The organism is Pseudomonas urmiensis, from assembly GCF_014268815.2.
Taxonomy (GTDB): domain Bacteria; phylum Pseudomonadota; class Gammaproteobacteria; order Pseudomonadales; family Pseudomonadaceae; genus Aquipseudomonas; species Aquipseudomonas urmiensis.
In genome coordinates this window covers 2,324,193-2,345,640 of the sequence record NZ_JABWRE020000001.1, presented here as the reverse complement: position 1 = coordinate 2,345,640, position 21,448 = coordinate 2,324,193, and the positions used below count along the sequence as shown (strand labels likewise).

Sequence of the window (21,448 nt, the reverse complement as noted above, 5' to 3'; positions counted from 1 at the left end):
CGACGTCCCCCTGCGGATGCTGAAAAAGGCCCCCCGAAGGGGGCCTCAGGCCACAGTACTTAGAACGAGGTGTTGGAGATGGCCAGCGAGTTGCTTTGCTGGTTGCCGACACCCGAGGCCACGTTGACGCCCAGGTTGCCGCTGCCGCCATTCACCGAACCGCTCAGGGTTGCAGTGTTGGTCACAGGGTTAGCCCAGCCGATTGGAGTCAACACTTGGTACGAGATGGTGTTGCTCAGCTCATACGAGTTGGCTTCGCTGTAGCTCTTCGAAATGTCTTTCGAAGACTCGTTGGCCTTCTCGTAGGACTTCTCGAACGAGCTGGAGGCGGTCTTGTCGTACGAGGACTCACGAGACTTATCGTACGAAGAGTCACGTGCCTTGTTGTACGACGAATCGCGCGATTTGTCGTACGAAGAGTCACGAGCCCTGTCGTAGGAGTAGTCACGAGACCTGTCGAACGAGGAGTCGAACGACTTCTCGAACGAAGCGTCATACGCGCTTTCATGCGACGTATCGATCGACGCATTCAACGAAGCGTCAAGCGATCCGCTGGCACTCTGGCTGCGAGTGCGATCGCCAAAGCCGTTGTTGACGGTAGTCGACCGGGTAGACTCGGCTGCGGCGGTCAAGGTAGCGTCCAGCGAAGCGCTAGAGCTCGAGCTGGCGCTGCCGCTAGCCGAACCGTTGGCACTGGCGCTGTTGGAACCACTGGCGTTGGCGCTGCCTGAACCGCTGGCGCTGGAGCTGTTGGACCCACTGGCGGTCATGCTGTTGGAGCCGCTGGCAGTCATGCTGTTGGATCCGCTGGCACTCCAGCTGTTGGAGCCACTGGACGCCGAGTTTTTCGAGCCGCTGACACTGCCGCTCGAAGACGAGCTGCGATTGTCGCTGGACTCGAAGGTGCCTTCGCGCGAGAACGAGCCGCTCGAAGTCTTGGTCAGGGTCAGCGTATCTAGCCGGGTTTCACGATCGGCATAGTTGTTGACGGTCAGACCAGGGCCACTTTGGTTGGCAGAAGCGGTGGCCACGGCGTTGCCAATGGGCGCATTGGTGTTAGCAATGGCCATGGTGTTTTTCTGTTGGTTGAGGTCGCCACTGGCGATGTTGACACCCACGTTGCCGTTGGCGCCGCTGGCTGATCCGCTCATGACCGCAGAGCTTTGGGTGGACCAGTTGGTGACCCGGTTGTTGTTGCTGACCTGGCGGACGTCGGCAGTGGCAGTGGCGGTGCCAAACACGAAGCTGTTATCCAGGCTTGAGTCGGAGGCCGCGTTGGCGATGGCGGCGGCGTTGTCTTGTTGGTTGCCGTTACCGGCTGCCACGTTGACCCCGACGTTGCCTGCGGCGCCTTCGGCGGAGCTGCTCATTTCAGCTTCGTTGACAGTCCCTTCGTTCCAGATGCGGTTGCCGGTACTGCTTTGACGATCGGTAGCTTCGGCAGTGGCGCTGATTGGGATGATGATCGGACGAGGGTTGTTGTTGCCGTTGTTGTGGCCGTTGTTATGGCCATTGTTGTGGCCGTTGCCACGCCTATCGTCAGCTTGTACAGCTACAGCCATGATCGCAGCAATTGCGAAAACCAGAGGCTTGATTGCCATCGAGGGTTTCATGGTGATTCTCCGTACTTTATTTTAGGTTAAGTGTTGTTATTACCTGTGGGTCAGTCCGCGACCCGGACGCTCAGGGTGTTGGCCGTTCGGTTTCCCACCCCGGCGCTCTGATTCAACTGGATCACCCCACGACTACCGGTGAAGGCCTGGTCACTCGTGGTGATCTGGCGATAGCCGGGTGCAGAGGCAGTTGCATCGGAGTTATTGATCAGCGCCACGTTTTGTTGCAGCAGGACGCTGTCATCAATGGTTTGCGGTTGCGCACTAATGCTGATGCGCAATGCGTTGGCTTGCTGGTTGCTGGCCCCCGCGCTCTGGTTGACGCCCAGCGCGCCAGTGCCTTTGCTGAAGGCATCGCCCTGGATGCTCGACTTGGCATCGCGCGAAGGGTCGACCTCGCTGCGCAGGCGTTGGCGAATTTGCGTGGTAGCGCTGGCGTTATGGCCAATGGCGAAGGCTCGGGCGTTGGCTTGTTGCTGGAGGTCGCCGGCCGCCTGGTTGACGCTAAGATTGCCCTGGTATTGCGCACCGGAACGGTCAATGGTGGCGGTGTCGATGATGGGGCCTTGGGCAAAGGCCGATGCACTGCAAAGGCTGGCCAGAATCAGCAGCGTGTGCTTCATCTCATTGGCCTCCGCCGAGGATCTTCAGCGCGCCCATGCCACGCTGGACGTTCGAGTTGACCATGTTGGAGATGCCATTGCCCGAGCCTGAAGCGCGTCCACCGGCCAGGTTAGGCAACTGGTTCTGGTTGTTGATCTGGCCGCCCAGGTTGTTGGTCTGTTGGGTGATCATGGTGCTGATGCCAGAACCGCTGCTGATACCGGCAAAGTCGCCATCGCTGAGCTCATTGGTTTGCTTGAGAATGTGAGCGGAGGGATTGGTATTGACGGTGACGGGGCTTGGATCGGGGATCAGCGGTGGGCGCATGGCGTTGCGCGGCTGCACATCGCGCGTGATGATGATCACCCCGTTTTCGGCTTGGACTGGCAGACTGAGACTGGGCGCCAGGGCACAACTGAGCAGCAGCAGGCGATAGATGCCTTTATCGAATTTCCCCACGATGGCAATTCCTTCTTCAGAGCGCTGGTCCTAGTCAGCGTTGCGAGGAATAGAGCAGAAGCTGTGCCGGTTTTGCTTATTGCAGTGCAATCAACAGCTTGTGCGGGGGAATGGGGCGCGCCGGGATTTTGCTGTATCAGCGCTGAGACAATTTTTCCTGAAATACCCGCGCAGCCCAGCACGGGCGGTGCCTGAGCGGGCTTTGCCGGGGGTGTATCACCGGCTTAACACTAGCCCCATAACTGGCGAGGGAGGCCCAACTGCGGGGACTATGGCCCAGTGGGATGTATCAGCGGCTTAACACTCGGTGGGGCACGCTGCGGCTTTGCCGTTCAGTAAACGCTGCACCGCAGCGAGCACGGCAGCGCTGCGCTGCGGCCAATCACCGCCAATTACCTGCACCGGCTGCTGATGGCGCTGCAGCCAGGCATGGCTGTCGCTGAAGAACGCCTGGCGTTCGCGCAAATCGGGCTGACAGCGCTGACCATCACCGACCCAACTGACGCCCTGCGGGTCGAGCAGCAGGTGCAGATCGTAGTGGCGTTCAAGCAGTGCTTGCTCGATCCATGCCGGACAATCGTTGAACAGTGCCCGGCTCCACAGCAGGTTGCTCAACAGGTGGGTGTCGAGGATCAACAACTCAGGCTGATGGGCGCGCGCGGCGTCTTCCCAGGCCAGTTGACCGCGAGCAATCGCCGGAATATCGGCGTAGCAGGTATCGCGCCCTTGCTCGTCGATAAAATGACGCACGTATTCGCCGACCAGTTCACCACCAAAGTGCGCCTGGATCTCACTGCTGAGCCAGCTCTTGCCGCTGGACTCTGGCCCGCACAGCACCAGGACCTTCATGCGTTGCCCAGCGCCGGGTCACGGCGCCACTCCAGCCAGCCACGCACCGCGATCACGGTGAGCACGACGAACAGTCCGGCGGTGAAGTACAGCTGCTGGTGCAGGTATTGGCCGACATAGACCACATCGACCACCAGCCACAGCGGCCAGCATTGCACGCGCTTTTGTGCCATCCACACCTGTGCGACCAGGCTGAAACCGGTCAGGGTAGCGTCCAGCCAGGGCAGGGCGGCATCGGTCCAATGCGCCATGGCAGCGCCTAGCGCCATACTCAACAGCAGGCCCACGGCCAGCCCGGCGAGTATCTGTGGGCGCGCCAGGCGCGATACCTGGCGGGCATCCTCGACCCGCTCGGGGCGTGTCCATTGCCACCAGCCATAGAGCTGCAGCAGGGCGTAGGTGGCCTGCAGGAGCATCCCCGAGTACAGCTTCACCTCGTAGAAGAACCAGCCATAGAGGGTCACCATCACCAGGCCGATTGGCCAGCACCAAGGGTTTTGCTTGACGGTGAGCCACACGGCAATGACGCCGAGCACGGCGGCGATCAGTTCAAGGCCGGACATCGGCGATCCTTGGCGGCAGGGAAAGGGCGCGATTGTAGCCTGTGGGGGCGGACAGGAGTAGCGCTCAGTGCAGGCCACGACGCGGGTAAACCTACAGGGTGTATCGCGCGCAATTGCTGCGAACGACACCAACCCTGTAGGCGCCGGCTTGCCTGCGAAGAGGCCGGCAGCGGCGACCTCTGCCGACGCTGTTACACCCTGAACTGCTTCAACAACTGCTCCAGTTCCTCGCTTAGGCGTGCCAGCGCCATTCCCGAATCCGTCGATTGCCGCGCCGCTTCGGCCGTTTGCAGCGACAGTCCGGCTGTCTCGGTCACATTGCGGTTAATCTCTTCGACCACATGCGATTGCTGCAAGGTAGCACTGGCGATAGACGCGTTCAGAGCCGTGAGGTTGTGCAGTACCTGGCTGATGGCATCCAGGCTGGTGCCTGCTTCACGGGCTTGCTCGACGGTCTGGCGCGACGCCTCGCTGCTGGTGTCGATGGCTCGCACCGCCGCTTCCGACTGGCCTTGCAGGTGCTCGATCATGGTCTGGATTTCGGCGGTCGATTGCGCGGTGCGCTGGGCCAGCAGGCGCACTTCATCGGCTACCACGGCAAAGCCGCGGCCTTGCTCGCCGGCCCGAGCGGCTTCAATGGCGGCGTTCAAGGCCAGCAGGTTGGTCTGCTCGGCAATCGAGCGAATCACCTCTAGCACGCCGCCGATCTTGTTGCTGTGCCCCGCCAGTTCACGAATGACCTGGACCGCTTGATCGATGGTGGCAGACAACCGGTCGATCTGCTCCAAGCTGCCGTGAATCGCCTGTTGGCCATGGCTGACCTGCTCCTGCGCGGCGCGCATCTCGCTGGCTGCCTGTTCGGCGTTCTTGGCTACGTCCTGGACGGCATAGGTGACCTCATTGACCGCTGTCGCCACCTGATCCATCTGCAACGACTGCTGGGCGCTGCGCTCGTGGGCTTGGCCGGCGTTGTCGCCGACATGGCCGGCCGATTGGGCCAAGGCGTGAGCGGTGCCCTGCAATTGACCAACCACCCCCTGCAGCTTGCCGTTGAAGCGGTTGAAGTGCTCGCCAAGGTGGGTGATCTCGTCGCGACCATGGGTGTCCAGGCGCTGGCTCAGGTCGCTTTCGCCACTGGCGATAATGCCCATGGCCTGTACCGCTTCCTGTAACGGGCGGGCAATGCTACGGGCGATCAGCATCACCAGCAGCCCCATCAACAGGGCGATACCCAGGCCCAACAGGCAGGCATCGCGAACCTGGCGGGCGAACTCGGCCTGTACGTCATCGACGTACACCCCCGAACCGATGATCCACCCCCAAGGCTTGAACAGCTGGATGTATGAGGTCTTGGCCACCGGCTCGCTGGCACCCGGCTTAGGCCAGCGGTAGTCGACGGGCCCGGCGCCCTGGCTGCGAGCCAGGGCGACCATTTCGTTGAACACGGCAAAACCATCCGGGTCCCGGATGGCCGCCAGGTCCTGGCCATCGAGCTTGGGGTTGGCTGGGTGCATGATCATCTTCGGCGCCAGGTCGTTGATCCAGAAGTAGTCGTTCTGGTCGTAGCGCAGGCCGCGCACCACTTGCAGGGCTTGCTGCTGGGCGGCGTCGCGGGTGAGCGTACCGTTGGCTTCCAGGCCTTGGTAGTAGGCCAGCACCCCCGCTGCGGTTTCGACCACATGGTGGGTCTTCTCGGCCTTGGCTCGGTACAGGTCAGCATGGATCTGGCGCAGCATCAGCAGCCCCAGTACCAGCAACATCGCCACCGCCACCAGCAGGATCAGCCACAAGCGGCGGCTGATCGACATCGACCTCAAGGTCTTCATTTATAAGCTACTCCCGCGTTGTTCTTGTTATTGAGATGCATCCAAGCATGCTTTGCCGTTGCTCCCCCAGTCGACCAATGGCTAGGTGTCCGGCAGGACAATCCATGATGTTTGCGCGCGAGCCTTCGGCGGGCTGCTCTGATAGCATCTCGGCCGCTTTGGATGAAACCTTTAGGCATCCGGAACAATTCAACTGGCATTGCGCCTGACAGTCGCTGTAAAACTGCCGGGCCGCGTGCGGCAATCACCAGCAAATCAAGAACAAGGGGCGTGCCACGAGCTGCGTCCCATCGGGGGAATGATGGATTTTTGGAGTGCCTTTCAGGCAATCATCTTAGGCGTCGTCGAAGGACTGACAGAGTTTCTGCCGATCTCCAGTACCGGGCACCAGATCATCGTCGCTGACCTGATCGGTTTTGGTGGCGAGCGGGCCATGGCGTTCAACATCATCATCCAGCTGGGCGCGATCCTGGCGGTGGTGTGGGAGTTCCGCCGCAAGATCTTCGATGTGGTGCTGGGGCTGTCCAGCCAAGCGCCGGCGCGACGCTTCACGGCCAACCTGCTGGTGGCGTTCATGCCTGCAGTGGTGCTGGGCGTGCTGTTCGCCGACTACATCCACGAGTACCTGTTCAACCCGATCACCGTGGCGGCCGCCTTGGTCGTGGGCGGGGTGATCATGCTCTGGGCCGAGCGGCGTGAGCATCGTATCGAGGTCGACCATGTCGATGACATGCACTGGAGCCACGCGCTGAAGATCGGCCTGGTGCAGTGTGTGGCGATGATCCCAGGGACTTCGCGTTCCGGCTCGACCATCATCGGCGGTTTGCTGTTTGGCTTGTCGCGCAAGGCCGCGACCGAGTTCTCGTTCTTCCTGGCCATGCCAACCATGGTGGGCGCTGCGGTGTACTCGGGCTACAAATACCGGGAGCTGTTCCAGCCTGCCGATCTGCCGGTATTCGCCATCGGTTTCGTGGTGTCGTTCATCTTCGCCATGATCGCCGTGCGGGCGCTGCTCAAGTTCATCGCCAACCACAGCTATGCGGCCTTCGCCTGGTACCGCATCGTCTTTGGCCTGATCATCCTGGCGACCTGGCAGTTCGGCTGGGTCGACTGGGCGACGGCGCAGGGCTGATATGGCGCGTATGCACACTGCGGCCAGACGCGGCAATGGCGCTGAACAGGGCGTGCGCCATGCACGCCTGAAGCTACTGATTCTCGCCGTTCTGTGCCTGTTGCCTGGCCTGGGTGCGGCGCAGATGGCCTGGAGTGGGCAGTCGTGGTTGCCATTGGCGGCCTATCCAGCCGTGAGCTTGATCAGCCTCATGCTCTATTGGCAGGACAAACAGCAGGCCCGCAGCCAGGCCTGGCGCACGCCGGAAAAGGTCCTGCATGCCAGCGAACTGTGCGGCGGCTGGCCTGGCGCCTTGCTGGCCCAGCAGCTGTTTCGGCACAAGACACGCAAGACCTCCTATCAGCTGACCTTCTGGGCCATCGTCGCCGTGCACCAGCTGTTTTGGTTCGATCATCTGGCGCTGCAAGGGCGCTGGCTAGGCGCGGCGGTAGCGCCGTTGTTCAGATAAGCAGCCCAAGGCGCAATCGCTTGGGCAGGCGCTGCACCACCAACTGGTGGGAGCGCTGCAGCAGATCGCACAGCGCGGTTCGGCCCATGGGATAGGGCGGGGCCATGCTGATCCAGCGGGCCCTGGCCAGGTAGGGAGCCGGGCGCACGCCCGGGAGGTCGACATACCCCAGGAACAGCTCGTCATCGACCTTGAACGACAACCCCGCACCCGCCAGGTCGAGCACGGCAAACATCTTGTTGCCGGCCACCGAGAACACCCGGATCCCACCCCACTTGTAGTCTTCTCGCGCTCCTGGCAGGCCCAGGCAAAACTCGGCCACCTGCTCAGGGCTCATGCGTTGCTCAGACATAGCGCTCTCCACAGGCCTCGAACGAGGCCGCCAGATGATCGATCCACACCCGCACCGCCGGCAGCACGCCCCGCCGGTGTGGGTACACCGCCTGCAGCCAGCCGCCCGGCAGCGACCAGTCGGGCAACAGGCGCACTAACTCACCGCGCTCCAGCTCTTCTTCGCAGTACATGCTCGGCAGCGCTGTGAAGCCCAGCCCGGCCAGCACCGAGGCCTTGCGTACGACAAAGTCATCGATGGCCAGGCGCGGCTCCAAGGCCAGGTCCTGCTGACGCCCACCAGGGCCAAACAAGCGCAGATGCACCAATCGATCAGCCTCGGCCGCGCCCAACACCGGTAGGCTGGCCAGCTGCGAAGGCTCACTGATACCGTCGGCAAAGCCTGGCGCGGCAACCAGATGCATCTGCGCCTGGCGCAAGCGGCGGGTGACCAAGGCCGGGTCCTCGTCGCCCAGGTCGCGCACCCGCAGGGCCACGTCGATGCCTTCGGAAATCAGGTCGACCCGGCGATTGAGCAGGACCATGTCCAACTGCACCAGCGGGTGCAACTCCAGAAAACGGCTGATCACCTCCGGTAAAAAGGCATGCGCCAAAGCCACCGGGCATGACACTCGCAAGCGCCCGCGTGGCTCACTGGTCATGCTGGCGACGGCTTCATCAGCCATCTCCGCTTCCAGCAGCATGGCCTGGCAGTGATGCAGATAGCGCTCGCCCACCGCCGTCAGCTTCAGTTGGCGCGTGGTGCGTTGCAGCAAGCGGGTGCCCAGGCGCTCCTCCAGCTCGGCGATGCGCCGCGACAGGCGCGATTTGGGGATACCCAGTTGGCGGCCGGCGGCGGCAAAGCCGCCAGCCTCGACCACGCGGGCAAAGTAGAACAGGTCGTTGAGATCTTGCATGTGAAAATCCATTGTTCCATCAGTAGGACAAACTAATGCATTTTTGCCGACTTATCAGCTATTCGATGGTTGTATAGGATTCTCTCCATCGTGATCGCCCACTACCGCGGTCGTCATTCACAGGAGAGTCCCATGAAACTGTTGCATATCGATTCGAGCATTCTGGGCGACAATTCCGCCTCCCGTCAGCTGAGCCGCGAAGTGGTAGAAGCCTGGAAAGCCGCTGATTCGAGCATCGAAGTGGTCTACCGCGACCTGGCCGCCGATGCCATCAGCCACTTCTCCGCCGCCACCCTGGTTGCCGCTGGCACCCCAGGCGAAATGCGCGATGCCGCCCAGGCTCACGAAGCCAAGCTGAGCCAGGAAACCCTGGATGAGTTCCTCGCTGTCGACGCCGTGGTGATCGGCGCGCCGATGTACAACTTCACCGTACCGACCCAGCTCAAAGCCTGGATCGACCGCATTGCTGTCGCTGGCAAGACCTTCCGCTACACCGAAGCCGGCCCAGAAGGCCTGTGCGGTAACAAAAAGGTGATCCTGGTTTCCACCGCAGGCGGCCTGCACGCTGGCCAACCGACCGGTGCTGGCCATGAGGACTTCCTTAAGGTGTTCCTCGGCTTTATCGGCATCAGCGACCTGGAAATCGTCCGTGCCCACGGCCTGGCCTATGGTCCAGAGCACCGCAGCCAAGCGATCGACGCCGCTCAGGCGCAGATTGCCGGTGAGTTGTTCGTCGCTGCCTGAGTGCAGTGATGTGCTGACGCCATCGCGGGCCAAGCCCGCTCCCACGCTACCTCCTTTTAGAGGGCGGTAGCGGGAGCTGGCTTGCCCCGCGCTGGGTTGTTTCATCCAGTTTTCATCTGCTGGCCAAGGCCGGGGCTTATGCTGGCGCTATCCTTTTGCTTCGCGGGGAGACGCCTGCGATGAACCGAACCCCTGTGCTGGTAGCGTGCCTGTTGTTGGCCGGCCTGTTGGCTCGCGCTGACGCGGCGCCGTGGGTTGCAGGGTTGCATCATCTGCAACTGGCCGACCCGCTAGACGCCCGCCCGATGCAGGCCTTGGCGTTCTATCCCTCCACAGGTCAAGCACATCACATCCGCCTTGAAGGCTATCCGCTCACCGTAGCCGAGGACGCTCCGGTCGCGCTGGGGCAGTTCCCTTTGCTGGTCGTGTCCCACGGCAATACCGGCAGCCCTTTGGCTCTGCACGATTTAGCCAGCGCGCTGGCGCGTCGGGGATTCGTGGTGGTGGCGCTGACCCACCCGGGCGACAACGCCAGTGACCACAGTCGCCTGGGTACCTTGAGCAATCTCTACGGCCGGCCATTGCAAGTGAGCGCAGCGATCAGCGCTGCGCGTGCGGACAGCGTGCTCGGCCCCTATTTGAACGACGGCAAGGTGGGCGTGATTGGTTACTCGGCAGGGGGCGAGACGGCCTTGATCGTGTCTGGCGCCCAGCCCGACCTCGATCGTTTGCACCGTTACTGCCTGGAGCGCCCAGGTGATGCCGATGCCTGCAAGACCCACGGCGTGTTGATCGCTGATCGCAGCGAGCTGACCGCCCAGGCCGACCCCAGGGGTGGCGCACTGGTGCTGATGGCGCCGTTGAGCTTGATGTTTGGCCGGCACGCCTTGAGCGGCGTGCATGTCCCTGCGCTGATCTACAGCGGTGACAACGATCAGTTGCTGGCGCTGGATCGCAATGCCCAGGCTCTGGCGCGCAAGCTGCCGGTCACCCCCGACTATCGGTTGTTGGCAGGGGCGGGGCATTTCATTTTCATGGCGCCCTGCGATGCCGAGCAGCATGCGCGCATGCCTGTAGTGTGCAAGGATGCCGAGGGCGTCGACCGTCGGCAGATTCATCACTCGCTACAGCGCGAAACCGCCGATTTCTTTAGCCAGACCCTGGGTGGGCCAGAGCCAGGCGAGCGCTCAGCGGCGGCGAGCGAGCACTAGGGTCAGGCCCACTCCAGAAAGCGCCAGCAGGGCGGCCACGCCGAAGATCGAGGCATAGCCCAGGTGCACCGCCACTGCGCCCATCACCGGGCCAGCGATTGCCAGGGCCAGGTCGAAAAACACCGCATACGCCCCCAGGCCAGCGCCACGACTGCTGCTCGGCACCTGTTTGATCGCTTCCACGCCCAGGGCCGGATACACCAGGGACAGGCCGAATCCGGTCAAGCCCGCGCCAACCAGCGCCCAGGCAGGCGAGGGCGCAAGCCAAAGCAGGCTCAGCCCTAGCACTTCCGTCGCCATACAGCTCACAGCCACCGCATAACCGCCAAAGCGATTGACCGCATTGACGAACAGCAGCCGCGAAATGATGAAGCACACGCCGAACGCGCTCAGGCACAACGCCGCGCCAGCCCAGCCGCGCTCCAGGTAATACAGGGTGACGAAGGTGGTCAGCGTGCCATAGCCAATCGAGGCCAGGGTCAGGCCCATTCCACAAGGCGCTACTCGGGCGAACGCCGACCAGAACGGCAGCCGTTCGCCGCGTACTACCACGACGTCAGGCCGCTTGCGCAGGGCCAGCAGCGCCAGTGCCGCCAGGATCAGCAGGGCCGGCCCCAGCACGCTGAAGTCCAGGCCATCGACCATCAGCACGCCCACCGGCGCGCCGATGGCGATGGCGCCATACGAGGCGATGCCGTTCCAGGAAATCACCCGTGCGGTGTGCTCGGCGCCCACCTGGCTGATGCCCCAGCTCAAGGTGGCAACGCCGATCAAGCCTTGGGCGATGCCCAACAGCAAACGCCCACCGAGCAGCAGCGCCAGGCTCAGCCAGGGCAGGCTCAGGGTCCAGGCCGAGAACAGGGTCAGCACCCCGCAACCGGCGATGCCAAACAAGCCGTAGCCAATGGCTCGCTTGCCACCCAGGCTGTCTGCCACCCGCCCGGCGAACGGCCGGCTGAGCAGTGTCGCCAGGTACTGCAGGCCGATGGTCACTCCAGCGATCACCGCGCCAAAACCCAGTTGGTCGTGCACATAGCTGGGCAGTACCGCAATCGGCAGGCCGATGCAGAGGAAGGCGATGAAGGTATAGAAGACGATCGAGAGGATCTGCTGGGTGATGGCAAAGCTATTACTGGGGGCGGGTTCTTGCGCGGTCATGGGCTCGTTCGCGGGCGGGCGGTTGGGCGTGCAAGCATCATGGCCGTAGTCTGGGATAAATGAAAGCAGGCTAACGAATTATTCGTCGGCTGGTGCTGGCCGCAGGCCGAAAAGAGCGCGGGGCAAGCCCACCCCCACGCACTGCGTGAGGGCGGGCTTGCCCCGCGATTGCTGGCTACTGACTCAGTCGCTCAGCTCAGACCACGACGCCCTGGCTACGCAGGTAGTCGTCATAGGTGCCGCTGAAGTCGACCACGCCCTCAGGCGTCAGCTCGATGATCCGGGTCGCCAGCGACGACACGAACTCGCGGTCATGGCTGACGAACAGCAGGGTGCCTGGGTAGTTTTCCAGCGCCAGGTTCAGCGCCTCGATCGATTCCATGTCCAGGTGGTTGGTCGGTTCGTCCATCACCAGTACGTTCGGCTTTTGCAGGATCAGCTTGCCGAACAGCATCCGGCCTTGCTCACCACCGGAAATCACCTTGACCGACTTGAGGATCTCGTCGTTGGAGAACAGCATCCGGCCCAAGGTGCCACGGATCATCTGCTCGCCCTGGGTCCACTGGCCCATCCACTCGAACAGGTTGACGTCATCTTCGAAGTCGTGGGCGTGGTCCTGGGCGTAGTAGCCCACTTCGGCGCTATCGGTCCACTTGACCGCACCCGCGTCGGGCTGCACTTCACCGACCATGGTACGCAGCAGGGTGGTCTTGCCGATACCGTTAGGGCCGATGATGGCGACGCGCTCACCGGCTTCGACGGTGAAGCTGAAGTCTTTGAACAGCACTTTGTCGTCGAATGCCTTGGCCATCTTCTCGATGGTCACCGCCTGACGGTGCAGCTTCTTGTTCTGCTCGAAGCGGATGAACGGGCTGACCCGGCTCGACGGCTTGACCTCGGCCAGCTGGATCTTGTCGATCTGCTTGGCCCGCGAGGTGGCCTGCTTGGCCTTGGAGGCGTTGGCCGAGAAGCGGCTGACGAAGGTCTGCAGCTCGGCGATCTGCGCCTTTTTCTTGGCGTTGTCGGCCAAAAGTTGCTCGCGCGACTGGGTTGCAGCAGTCATGTACTCGTCATAGTTGCCCGGGAACAGGCGCAGCTCGCCGTAGTCCAGGTCAGCCATGTGGGTGCACACGCTGTTGAGGAAGTGCCGGTCGTGGGAAATGATGATCATGGTGCTGTTACGCGCCGTGAGAATGGTTTCCAGCCAGCGGATGGTGTTGATGTCCAGGTGGTTGGTCGGCTCGTCGAGCAGCAGCACGTCCGGATCCGAGAACAACGCCTGGGCCAGCAGCACGCGCAGTTTCCAGCCCGGCGCGACTTCGCTCATCGGGCCGTAGTGCTGTTCCAGTGGAATACCCAGGCCCAGCAACAGTTCGCCGGCGCGCGAGTCGGCGGTGTAGCCGTCCATTTCGGCGAACTCGGTTTCCAGCTCAGCGACGGCCATGCCGTCTTCTTCGCTCATCTCAGGCAGCGAATAGATACGATCACGCTCGGCCTTGACCTTGAACAGCTGCTCATGGCCCATGATCACGGTGTCGATCACAGTGAAGTCTTCGTAGGCGAACTGATCCTGGCGCAGCTTACCCAGGCGGGTGTTCGGCTCAAGCATCACCTGGCCGCCAGACGGCTCCAGATCGCCGCCGAGGATCTTCATGAAGGTCGACTTGCCGCAACCGTTGGCGCCGATCAGGCCGTAGCGGTTGCCGTTGTTGAATTTGACCGAGACGTTCTCGAACAGCGGCTTGGCGCCGAATTGCATGGTGATGTTAGCGGTAGAAATCAAGTGCTTGTCCTGCGGGGATTCCAGAGGTGTATTTAGGCCCTGTCGTCAGTCTTGGGCCAATTTTGGGCCAATTCGACGCGGGGCGGCAGCTTCTCCAGCTCCCTCCAGTCCGAGGAGGAGCTGATCCATTTCGCGTAGGTAGAGAGCAACATCTCGACGCTGTGGCCAAGCTGGCTCGCGATGAACGCGGGGTTCATCCCAGGCATCAGGCACATGGTTGCGTAGGTGTGGCGGGTGTCGTACTGACGGCGTTCACGGATGTTCAGCGCCTTCAGCGCCGATTTGAAGTGGCGGATTGTAACACTTGGCTCGTTGATCCACAGCCCACCTTTGCCAGGTTGGAACACGAAGCGACTGGTCGGGTGGGCCGACTTGGACGCCATGCGACGAAGGGTAGCCTATCGAATCGTGGCGATTGATTGGCGCCACTCATTTGATATCGTTGGGTTCCGCTTACAGGAGGTTCTATGTCAGGAAAGTTTGTCACGCGCTGGTTCTACGCATCACTGGAATCAGGAACCAAGCCAGCCGGGCTCTTCGGGAACAAGGTCGAAGTTGTGCACAATCAGAAGGTCGTGGATTTTGATGAGTACGCGGCGCACTTACAAAAAATGTACGAAGACTTTGATCACGCCGGCTACGACGTTATCAACGTGGTACCGATTGCGATGGGGCGGTCCGAGTCATGCACACAAACGACTGGCAATTACGTAGGGGACGTCGGATTCTCGATCACCCGCGGCGCGGTCGTCGTTGGCAAGCGCCGAGATTCCTAGGCAACACTCGCGAGTTCCGATACCGTCGGCCATGGATCATCGGCTCGCGCCAGTGCTGCCATCGGCGGCGGGCTAACGCTGTTGCCACACGTACGCACCTGCTCGGTCTTGGTGAACGGCGGTCAGCAGCCGTTCTCCACTTATCTCTTTGTCGCTCTCCTTCGTCTACCCAGCCTGTCTGTATCAAGACTTTACTGACACGGCCAGGCTGCTAAAATACCGGCCCTTTGAAACCTTGAGACGGATCTTATGCGCAACTTTCTTGCTATGTCCTTTGGCGGTCTGACGCCTAGCTATTACGCTCGTCAATTGTTTTTCGGCGCACTCTTCGCGGCCTTTTTCATTTACATGAAGTCACGTGCTCCCCTCGGGCTTGACTTCGCCACCGTTGCCATTTCCGTGGTGAGCACGTTGCTCTATCCCTACTCAAGGTTCGTGTACGAGAGCACGGTGGGTTTCATCATGGGGCGCAACGTATTCTTCGTGAACGCGTTGTTCATGCTGGCTGCCAAGTTCTTCACGATGTTCGTGTGCTGGTTCCTGGCGATCTTTATCGCCCCGCTTGGACTGCTGTACCTCTATTGGCACCACAGTCGCCAGCCGTCCAACTAAACCTTCGCAGCCCGGCGAACGAGTCGGGCTTGGTCGTTTTTCAGCCCTGGCAAGTGCCGGGGCTTTTTTATGCATCAGTGCCTAGGGCCGAGCCCAGTGGCAGCGTCATCGCGCTGATCGACTTGGTGGCTATCTGTGGCTGGGATTGGCGCGTTGTCCTTAGGTGGGCTATTGCTGAAGCTTCTGCACTGGAGCGAATCAGGAGGTTGTATGAGGCATGTTCTGTTGGGTGCAGTGCTGGCTTGCCTAGCCGGGCTGGCCCAGGCGCAGATTCCACTGGTCAACGCCACATGCCCTGGCGACATCGAAGTACATGCCGACGAAGGCGGGCCGATCTACATCAACGGCAAGGAGGCCAAGCTGAAGAAGTTCAACGACAACTATTTCGAGGCCAAGGGTAGTGGTGTGACTATTTCCCTGACCGTCAGCCCCGATGGCTCGCCGAGCGTCTCCTACACCGGTAAAGGCGGCGCCAACGGTGTGTGTGAATTGACTGAAGAGGATTGATCGCGCATACACCTAGCCATGTCGCCAGGTGGCTGTGCGGGCAGCTAGCAGCTACAGTGCACGCCAGGGCAGGAAACGCCCAAGTCACGAACAGGGAGGTGGTGAGGTGGTTGCGAAGCTCTTGGTGACCGTTGGCATAGTCTTCTACGCCGTCATCGTGCCGATTCTCGAGGTCAATGACAGCCATGTCTTCAATCAGGCGTGGGCGCCGCATGCGCGCCTGCATGAGACCTGGCAATTGTTCACCAATACCGCGCTTGGGGTGTTCAGCGTCTGGCTGGTCTGGGTCAAGGATAATCTGCGCCTGGCCAGCCTGCTGACCGCCTTCGTCACCGGCGGCTTCTTGATGGCGTACTGGTTGCGTGATGGCTACGGTGGCTCGATGGTGCTCTCGGACGGCTCAGAGAAGATGATCCTGGGGGTTAACCTGGGGCTTTTTGCCTACACCCTGGCGATCGCGCTGGTGGGTATCGCGTTGGGGCTTGAGCGGCGCAAGCGAGATTCGCGTGCTGAAACCTGAGCGCTGCCCAGGTGCCGTTGCAGGCATTTGCAGGTAAAGTTCGCCGAACACGTTGTTACCTAGGTATTGGTCATGTCTTGCGCATTCACCCTCATGCAATCGCCCGTTGGCACCTTGACCCTGGTTGCGCGGGGTAATCGGCTGGCCGCGGTGTTATGGCAGGAGGAGCGGGAGAATCGTGTGCGTCTGGGCGAGCTTCAGCGCGATGACGAGCATCCGCTGTTGCAAGAGACTGCACTTCAGCTAGGCGAGTATTTTGCCGGCCAACGGCAGCGCTTCGAGCTGGATTTGGACTTTGTCGGCACCGAATTCCAGCGCCAGGTGTGGGCGGCGCTCTTGACCATTCCGTTCGGCGAAACCCGCAGCTACAGCGAAATCGCCCGACAGATCGGCAACCCCAGTGCTGTACGTGCGGTCGGCGCGGCCAATGGCCGTAACCCCATTTCGATCATCGCCCCTTGCCATCGGGTGATCGGCGCCTCGGGCAGCCTGACCGGCTTTGCCGGTGGTCTGCCGGCCAAGCAACTGCTGCTGGCCCTGGAGGGGCGGCAAAGTCTGACGCTGGATTTCTGATCCGCAGCGCGGGGCACGGCCAAGCCCTCAACTAAGCCAATAGGCCAACAGGCAAATCACCAGTGCTAGGGCGCTACCGGCCATCAGGCTGTATTGGCGATGGGCGCGCCGGGCATGCTGCTCGACTTCGCGCAAGTATTGGCCAGGCGTTGGCGCATCCGGCCGATGGCGCAGCCCTTGGGCAATATCGGCAAGTTGGCCGCGAATCAGCAGGCCCACCAGCCAGTAGCTGCAGGTGTAGCTGGCCAGGATCAGCAACAGGTATCTCATGGCCCCAACTCGGCCAATGGCACGGCCTGGGCCTTGCCCGTGAGGGTGTCGAGCACGATCAGTCCTGGCGACACGTCATCCAGGGTGGCCAGGAGGTTGCCCTGGGCATCCCAGGCAGCCGATCCGCCTGCGCCGACAAAGCTATCGGCAGGGCCTATGCAGTTGGCCAGCACTACCGGCATGGCGAAACGCCGGGCGACTTCGGGGTAGTGTTGGTAGCCTTCCTTTATGCCTTTGGCAGTCTTGGCCACGCTGACCAAGTAAAGCTCGGCGCCCAGTTGGCACACCTGCTGTGCGTGCTCGAAAAACATCGATTCATAACAGATCGCCGGCGCCAGCCGAAGGTCGTCAGCAGCAATCAGTAGCGGTTGATCGCCAGCGACGAAGAACGCCAGCTCATCGGCATGCAAGCGTTGCTTGGCATACCCCAGGCGAGGTTGATCAGGGCGCAGTACAGCCATAGCGATTTGCACGCCTGCCGCTGTCGCCAGCGGTAGTCCGAACGCGATGACCACGCCGTGGCGGTCGCTCACCACCTGCAAGGGGTCGACGAGCGTCGTGTCCAGCGGCTGGGCCAATTCGCGAGCCAGGCTCGGCTCGTAGCCGCTCAGGGACAGCTCAGGAAACACCACCACCTGCGCGCCGTGGCGCACGGCCTGCTCGACGCAATGGACATGGCGCAGGAGATTGGCTTGCAGGTCGCCCTTATCAGAGGCAAGTTGGACAGCGCACAGCTTCATTTTGGATCCATCCTGGTGACGGCTGAGCGCCGAGGATACTCTCGCTCACAGCGTGCACACCAGTGCACGCGGGCCAATTCCACGCAAGGAAGATCAACATGAGCCAAGTGCTACTCACTCAAGAGGTCGGCTTGGGCGCAAAGCGCTGGCGGAACCAGTCGTCGAGCATGGCTTTTTCGGCAAACAAGCGGTCGCTGCTGCTGACCTGGCGGCCCGGACGACTCAAGTACATCTTGTCGCTGACTCGCTCTTGGGCCTGCTGATCGGGTTTTCCCGGTTGGCTCAAGGTGTAGTTCAGCTCGATGGTCGGCCAAGTGATCTCGCGCATGAAGCGCACATCGTAGGCGTAGCTGTTCCATGGCTCGTAGCGACCCGCCAGGTCGATGTCGCGGATGTCGATGCGCAGCTGCTGACCGGGTTGCAGGTAGCGTTGACCGAGTTTTTGCAGATGAGCACTGAGCGCCTTCATCACCTGCTCATCGGCGCCACGCTCGTAGCCTTGGCTGTTGAGGCTGGCATCGCGGAATTTTTCCGGATGATCGAAACGCACCTCGACCTGCGCGGTCGGGGTGCCTTGTGCCATGCTGTCGAATGCCAGCACCATCAGTACGGCACAGGCAAGTACAGAACGCATGATGCACCTCCGGTTTTGCTGACTGCGTGTGCTTTCATTCTACGCCTGGCGTTGGCGCAGTAGCAGAGGAACGATGCCATGACGCTTTTTCGCCGGCTAGCAGCCAATAGCAAAGGGCGCGACCTGGCCGTGGGCGATATCCACGGGCACTTCGCGCGCTTGCAGCGATGCCTGGATGCGGTCGGTTTCAACCCGCTAGTCGACCGCCTGTTCAGTGTCGGCGACCTGGTCGATCGCGGGCCGCACAGTGAACAGGCGCTGCACTGGTTGGCCCAGCCCTGGTTTCATCCGGTGCAGGGCAATCACGAAGCCTTGGCCGTTACCTATCTGCGCGGTGGGCGCTTGGATCTGGACATGTACCGCGCTGCCGGCGGTGGCTGGTTTCTCGATCTGCCCAGCAGCGAGCAGCTGCGCTTTGTCGAGGTGTTCGCCAATCTGCCGCTTGCCCTGGAGGTACCGACCGAGGCGGGCTTGATCGGCCTGCTGCATGCCGACAGCCCGTTCGCCGACTGGCCGACCCTGCGTAGGCGGCTTCAGGCCGAGGATGACCCGCAGGTTCGCGAAGTCTGCCAATGGTCGCGACGTCGGCTCAAGGAGGGCGACACGCAGCGGGTGCAAGGCCTGGCAGCGCTGCTGGTCGGCCACACCCCGGTGCTGCAGGTCAAACAGTTGGGCAATGTCTGGCACCTGGACACCGGGGGCTGGAGCAGCGGCCACTTCAGCCTGCTGGACATGAACCGGCTGGTGTTGCTCAGCCCAGCGCCAGGTGAATGAGTACGGCGCTGGCCAGCAGGATCAGCATGATCCCCGAGGCGCGCTCGAGCCAGGGCAGGGCGCGGCTGAAGCGGCGCAGTACCCGGCGATTGCCGATGCTCATTGCTACCAGCAGGTCCCACAGCAAGACAATGGCGCACATCCAGCAGGCGTAGGCGATTTTCCAGCCTGCGCTGCTGCTGGCCAGCATGCTCGCCAGGCTTGCGTAGAACAGCGCGTTCTTCGGGTTGAGAATGCCCGAGGCAAAGCCCATTGCCAGGCTTGCCAACCAGCCCGGGGTCGCCCGTGCTGCGCTGGCTTGAAGGTTATCCAGGGCGTTCTGCCCGGCATGACGCAGGAACACTTTGCCGATGTACAACAGATAGGCGCAGCCAGCCAACTGCAGGGCCATGAACAGCGCACTGCCTTCGCGCAGTATTGCTACCCCAGCGAAGGCTGCGCCGATGAACACGCCATTGGCCAGCGCGATGCCCAGGCAAGCACCGCTGGCCACCCGCCAGCCAGCGCTGGCTGAGGTACGTGCTACCAGGAAGAAGTCCGGGCCTGGTGAGAGCAAGGCGAGAAAGTGGGCGGCGGCGACAATCAGAAATTGCTCCATGGACTAGGCTGGCTCCGGTGGCGAAAGCCCTAGTCTCAAGCGTCATCGCTTGGGCGTATTGAAGAATATTGCACGCAGCGGCCGGGCGCTGCGACGCAAAGCCTTTACTCCAAGCGGGCTGGCCTCATCGCGGGGCAAGCCCGCTCCCACGCCAGTCGGTGTTCGGCTTTGCCCCGCGATGAGGGCGGCCTGGCCAACAGAGAAACCGTTGTCGATCAGCAAGGGATTATTCCCAAGGTAGTAAGGCCGGTGCTGGGTGCAACAGCTACGCTAGAGCGCATTGCCCAGGTAGCGGGCAATTTCTGAGCTATGCATTGCCTCATCACAAGGAAGACGACACATGACCGAAGTCACCCTGATCGAAACCGTTAGCGCCGACTCCCTCACCCAGTTGCTGCAAGACGCCGGTTGCCGGGTCAACCGCAGCGAGCAGAACGCTGTGGTGCAGTTGCTCAGTGCCAGCCAGGGCGTGGGCTATGCCGTGCGGTTTGGTAATCGTGCGCCGAACAAGGAAGGCGAGTTCCTCGATTTCACCTTCAGCTGCGCCTTGCGTATCCAGGGTGAGCTGCCCGGGGGGCTGGCCGAGCGCTGGAACGCCAGCCGCCGTTTTGCCCGGTTGTCGGTGCAGGGCGAGTTCCTGGTGATGGAGAAGGATGTGGTAGTCGCAGACGGTGTCAGCGAAAAACACCTGCTGGGCAGCCTGCTGCTGTGGGACCGCCTGCTGCAAGAGTTCATCGTCTACCTGCGCGACTACAGCCGCAACGTGGCCGACCAGGCCCCAACCGAGGCAGGCTCTGCAACGGCGCGCGTCTCTTGAGCGCGCGCACCCTCTGGGCCGGCGCCGGGGCGCTGGCCGTGATTGCTGTGGCTGTGACCTTGGCGCTACGCCCAGGGGATGAGCCAGTGGCAGCGGCGCGTACTGCGCCGGCTGCCGACAGCGGGCCGACCTTGGCGCGGCTGGGCGATCAACACGTGGGCAGTGATGAACTCAAGGCACTGCTGGCGCTATTGCCTGAGGATGCGCGCAACCAGTTGCGCAACGATCGGCCAGCATTGGAAGCATGGATTCGTGCACGTCTGGCGGAGAAGGCGCTGTTCCAGCAGGCACAAACCCAGGGCTGGCCGCAACGACCTGAGATCTTGACCCAGACCCGCGCGGCGACCGAGCAAATCGTCTTGCGCGACTACCTGAGCTCGGTCAGCAAGGTGCCCGACGATTACCCCAGTGACGCGCAGTTGCAGCAGGCCTACGACAATGGCAAGGCGGGCTTGCAATTGCCTGTGCGTTATCGCCTGAGCCAGATCTTCCTACGGGTGGAGAACCCCAAGGATGACGAGGCAGTACGCAAGCAGGCCCAGGCACTGGCCAAGCAGGCGCAAGCCAGCGACGCTGACTTTGCCGCACTGGCGCGGGAGCACTCGCAGGATGAAGGCACCGCGGCGCAAGGCGGCGATACCGGGTTGCAGCCTCTAGCGGGGTTGTTGCCGGAGGTGCGCGGGGTGGTACCCAAACTTAAGCAAGGCGGTGTCAGCGAGCCGGTGCAAAGTGCTGCGGGCTATCACATCATCAAGCTGGTCAGCCAGGAGCCGGCGCGCACGGCAACGTTGGAAGAAGTTGCTCCGCGTTTGCGCGAGGTGTTGCGTGCCCAGCGTCAGGAGCAGTTGGCCAAGGCCTATGTCGAGGGCATGTTCGACAGCGCGACGTTGAGTATCGATGGCGCGGCGTTGAACAAGGTGGTTGAAGGTAGCTGATCGAGGTTGCAGTTGCTGAGCTCACAGGATCACTTGCCAATAGGGCCGCACAGCGG

Annotated in this window: 27 protein-coding genes and 1 pseudogene; 12 read left to right on the top strand and 16 right to left on the bottom strand. The window is 62.0% G+C overall.

The window, feature by feature from the left end:
• Positions 1-59: 59 nt before the first annotated feature.
• From fapC to HU737_RS26565, 7 genes and pseudogenes are all read right to left on the bottom strand, one after another.
• Positions 60-1,613, bottom strand: coding sequence for an amyloid-like fimbrin subunit FapC (gene fapC, locus HU737_RS10355; protein WP_186554331.1), 1,554 nt, complete (start codon positions 1,611-1,613; stop codon positions 60-62).
• 50 nt (positions 1,614-1,663) lie between these two features.
• Positions 1,664-2,236 (bottom strand): fibril amyloid subunit FapB, encoded by a 573-nt coding sequence (fapB, locus tag HU737_RS10350; RefSeq protein WP_186554332.1) that lies wholly within the window; start codon positions 2,234-2,236, stop codon positions 1,664-1,666.
• 1 nt (position 2,237) lies between these two features.
• Positions 2,238-2,675: a functional amyloid chaperone FapA gene (gene fapA, locus HU737_RS10345; RefSeq protein WP_186554333.1), complete on the bottom strand. Its 438-nt coding sequence runs from the start codon at positions 2,673-2,675 to the stop codon at positions 2,238-2,240.
• A gap of 297 nt (positions 2,676-2,972) precedes the next feature.
• Positions 2,973-3,524 carry an AAA family ATPase gene (locus HU737_RS10340; RefSeq protein ID WP_186554334.1) on the bottom strand — a complete coding sequence of 184 codons (552 nt, stop codon included), beginning with the start codon at positions 3,522-3,524 and terminating at the stop codon, positions 2,973-2,975.
• On the bottom strand, positions 3,521-4,087 hold the full coding sequence (pnuC, locus tag HU737_RS10335) for a nicotinamide riboside transporter PnuC (protein ID WP_186554335.1): 567 nt from the start codon (positions 4,085-4,087) through the stop codon (positions 3,521-3,523). The genes HU737_RS10340 and pnuC overlap by 4 nt, the downstream gene beginning before the upstream one ends.
• 191 nt (positions 4,088-4,278) lie before the next feature.
• Positions 4,279-5,013, bottom strand: coding sequence for a methyl-accepting chemotaxis protein (locus HU737_RS26570; RefSeq protein ID WP_405129529.1), 735 nt, complete (start codon positions 5,011-5,013; stop codon positions 4,279-4,281).
• A gap of 138 nt (positions 5,014-5,151) precedes the next feature.
• Positions 5,152-5,823: pseudogene (locus HU737_RS26565) on the bottom strand (cache domain-containing protein); the annotation flags it as partial.
• Between the two features lie 391 nt (positions 5,824-6,214).
• Here HU737_RS26565 and HU737_RS10325 point away from each other — a divergent pair.
• Both HU737_RS10325 and HU737_RS10320 read left to right on the top strand, forming a co-directional pair.
• A complete protein-coding gene (locus tag HU737_RS10325; RefSeq protein ID WP_186554337.1) occupies positions 6,215-7,045 on the top strand; it encodes an undecaprenyl-diphosphate phosphatase in 831 nt (276 codons plus the stop codon).
• A 10-nt stretch (positions 7,046-7,055) separates the two neighbouring features.
• Positions 7,056-7,493 carry a DUF1294 domain-containing protein gene (locus HU737_RS10320; protein ID WP_405129528.1) on the top strand — a complete coding sequence of 146 codons (438 nt, stop codon included), beginning with the start codon at positions 7,056-7,058 and terminating at the stop codon, positions 7,491-7,493.
• Here the strand turns inward: HU737_RS10320 and HU737_RS10315 are convergent.
• Positions 7,486-7,845 (bottom strand): MmcQ/YjbR family DNA-binding protein, encoded by a 360-nt coding sequence (locus HU737_RS10315; RefSeq protein WP_186554339.1) that lies wholly within the window; start codon positions 7,843-7,845, stop codon positions 7,486-7,488. The two genes, HU737_RS10320 and HU737_RS10315, sit on opposite strands and share 8 nt — an antisense overlap.
• Positions 7,838-8,740: a LysR substrate-binding domain-containing protein gene (locus tag HU737_RS10310; RefSeq protein ID WP_186554340.1), complete on the bottom strand. Its 903-nt coding sequence runs from the start codon at positions 8,738-8,740 to the stop codon at positions 7,838-7,840. Before HU737_RS10310 ends, HU737_RS10315 begins: the two co-directional genes overlap by 8 nt.
• Positions 8,741-8,872: 132 nt before the next feature.
• On the opposite strand from HU737_RS10310, the gene HU737_RS10305 reads away from it, so the two are divergent.
• Both HU737_RS10305 and HU737_RS10300 read left to right on the top strand, forming a co-directional pair.
• On the top strand, positions 8,873-9,484 hold the full coding sequence (locus HU737_RS10305) for an FMN-dependent NADH-azoreductase (RefSeq protein WP_186554341.1): 612 nt from the start codon (positions 8,873-8,875) through the stop codon (positions 9,482-9,484).
• Positions 9,485-9,663: 179 nt separating this feature from the next.
• Positions 9,664-10,695, top strand: a complete 1,032-nt coding sequence (locus tag HU737_RS10300) for an alpha/beta hydrolase family protein (protein WP_186554342.1) — start codon at positions 9,664-9,666, stop codon at positions 10,693-10,695.
• Here HU737_RS10300 and HU737_RS10295 read toward each other — a convergent pair.
• The 3 genes from HU737_RS10295 to HU737_RS10285 form a co-directional block, all read right to left on the bottom strand.
• Entirely contained in the window at positions 10,672-11,853 is a 1,182-nt protein-coding gene (locus tag HU737_RS10295) for an MFS transporter (protein WP_186554343.1), read from the bottom strand. The genes HU737_RS10300 and HU737_RS10295 overlap by 24 nt on opposite strands.
• Before the next feature lie 196 nt (positions 11,854-12,049).
• Positions 12,050-13,636 (bottom strand): ABC-F family ATPase, encoded by a 1,587-nt coding sequence (locus HU737_RS10290; protein WP_186554344.1) that lies wholly within the window; start codon positions 13,634-13,636, stop codon positions 12,050-12,052.
• A gap of 32 nt (positions 13,637-13,668) precedes the next feature.
• A complete protein-coding gene (locus tag HU737_RS10285; RefSeq protein ID WP_186554345.1) occupies positions 13,669-14,019 on the bottom strand; it encodes a site-specific integrase in 351 nt (116 codons plus the stop codon).
• Between the two features lie 84 nt (positions 14,020-14,103).
• Between HU737_RS10285 and HU737_RS10280 the strand changes: the two genes are divergently transcribed.
• The 5 genes from HU737_RS10280 (at position 14,104) to HU737_RS10260 (ending at position 16,624) form a co-directional block, all read left to right on the top strand.
• Positions 14,104-14,412, top strand: coding sequence for a hypothetical protein (locus tag HU737_RS10280; protein WP_186554346.1), 309 nt, complete (start codon positions 14,104-14,106; stop codon positions 14,410-14,412).
• 249 nt (positions 14,413-14,661) lie between these two features.
• Entirely contained in the window at positions 14,662-15,024 is a 363-nt protein-coding gene (locus HU737_RS10275; protein ID WP_186554347.1) for a hypothetical protein, read from the top strand.
• Between the two features lie 210 nt (positions 15,025-15,234).
• A complete protein-coding gene (locus tag HU737_RS10270; protein WP_186554348.1) occupies positions 15,235-15,531 on the top strand; it encodes a hypothetical protein in 297 nt (98 codons plus the stop codon).
• Between the two features lie 106 nt (positions 15,532-15,637).
• Positions 15,638-16,051: a hypothetical protein gene (locus tag HU737_RS10265; RefSeq protein WP_186554349.1), complete on the top strand. Its 414-nt coding sequence runs from the start codon at positions 15,638-15,640 to the stop codon at positions 16,049-16,051.
• Between the two features lie 72 nt (positions 16,052-16,123).
• Positions 16,124-16,624 carry a methylated-DNA--[protein]-cysteine S-methyltransferase gene (locus HU737_RS10260; protein ID WP_186554350.1) on the top strand — a complete coding sequence of 167 codons (501 nt, stop codon included), beginning with the start codon at positions 16,124-16,126 and terminating at the stop codon, positions 16,622-16,624.
• A gap of 27 nt (positions 16,625-16,651) precedes the next feature.
• On the opposite strand, the gene HU737_RS10255 is transcribed toward HU737_RS10260, so the two are convergent.
• The 3 genes from HU737_RS10255 to HU737_RS10245 form a co-directional block, all read right to left on the bottom strand.
• Complete coding sequence (locus HU737_RS10255) at positions 16,652-16,894, bottom strand: hypothetical protein (protein WP_186554351.1); 243 nt, start codon at positions 16,892-16,894, stop codon at positions 16,652-16,654.
• Entirely contained in the window at positions 16,891-17,634 is a 744-nt protein-coding gene (locus HU737_RS10250) for a carbon-nitrogen hydrolase family protein (RefSeq protein ID WP_186554352.1), read from the bottom strand. The genes HU737_RS10255 and HU737_RS10250 overlap by 4 nt, the downstream gene beginning before the upstream one ends.
• A 118-nt stretch (positions 17,635-17,752) precedes the next feature.
• A complete protein-coding gene (locus HU737_RS10245) occupies positions 17,753-18,268 on the bottom strand; it encodes a DUF3016 domain-containing protein (protein WP_186554353.1) in 516 nt (171 codons plus the stop codon).
• Positions 18,269-18,346: 78 nt separating this feature from the next.
• Between HU737_RS10245 and HU737_RS10240 the strand changes: the two genes are divergently transcribed.
• Entirely contained in the window at positions 18,347-19,042 is a 696-nt protein-coding gene (locus HU737_RS10240; RefSeq protein ID WP_186554354.1) for a metallophosphoesterase, read from the top strand.
• On the opposite strand, the gene HU737_RS10235 is transcribed toward HU737_RS10240, so the two are convergent.
• The gene (locus HU737_RS10235; RefSeq protein ID WP_186554355.1) at positions 19,020-19,640 is read right to left on the bottom strand and encodes a LysE family translocator; all 621 of its coding nucleotides are present in this window, start codon (positions 19,638-19,640) and stop codon (positions 19,020-19,022) included. The genes HU737_RS10240 and HU737_RS10235 overlap by 23 nt on opposite strands.
• Positions 19,641-19,980: 340 nt before the next feature.
• On the opposite strand from HU737_RS10235, the gene HU737_RS10230 reads away from it, so the two are divergent.
• Together HU737_RS10230 and HU737_RS10225 are read left to right on the top strand one after the other, a co-directional pair.
• Entirely contained in the window at positions 19,981-20,457 is a 477-nt protein-coding gene (locus HU737_RS10230) for a YbjN domain-containing protein (RefSeq protein WP_186554356.1), read from the top strand.
• Positions 20,454-21,392 carry a peptidylprolyl isomerase gene (locus HU737_RS10225; protein WP_186554357.1) on the top strand — a complete coding sequence of 313 codons (939 nt, stop codon included), beginning with the start codon at positions 20,454-20,456 and terminating at the stop codon, positions 21,390-21,392. Before HU737_RS10230 ends, HU737_RS10225 begins: the two co-directional genes overlap by 4 nt.
• The last annotated feature ends 56 nt before the right edge of the window (positions 21,393-21,448 follow it).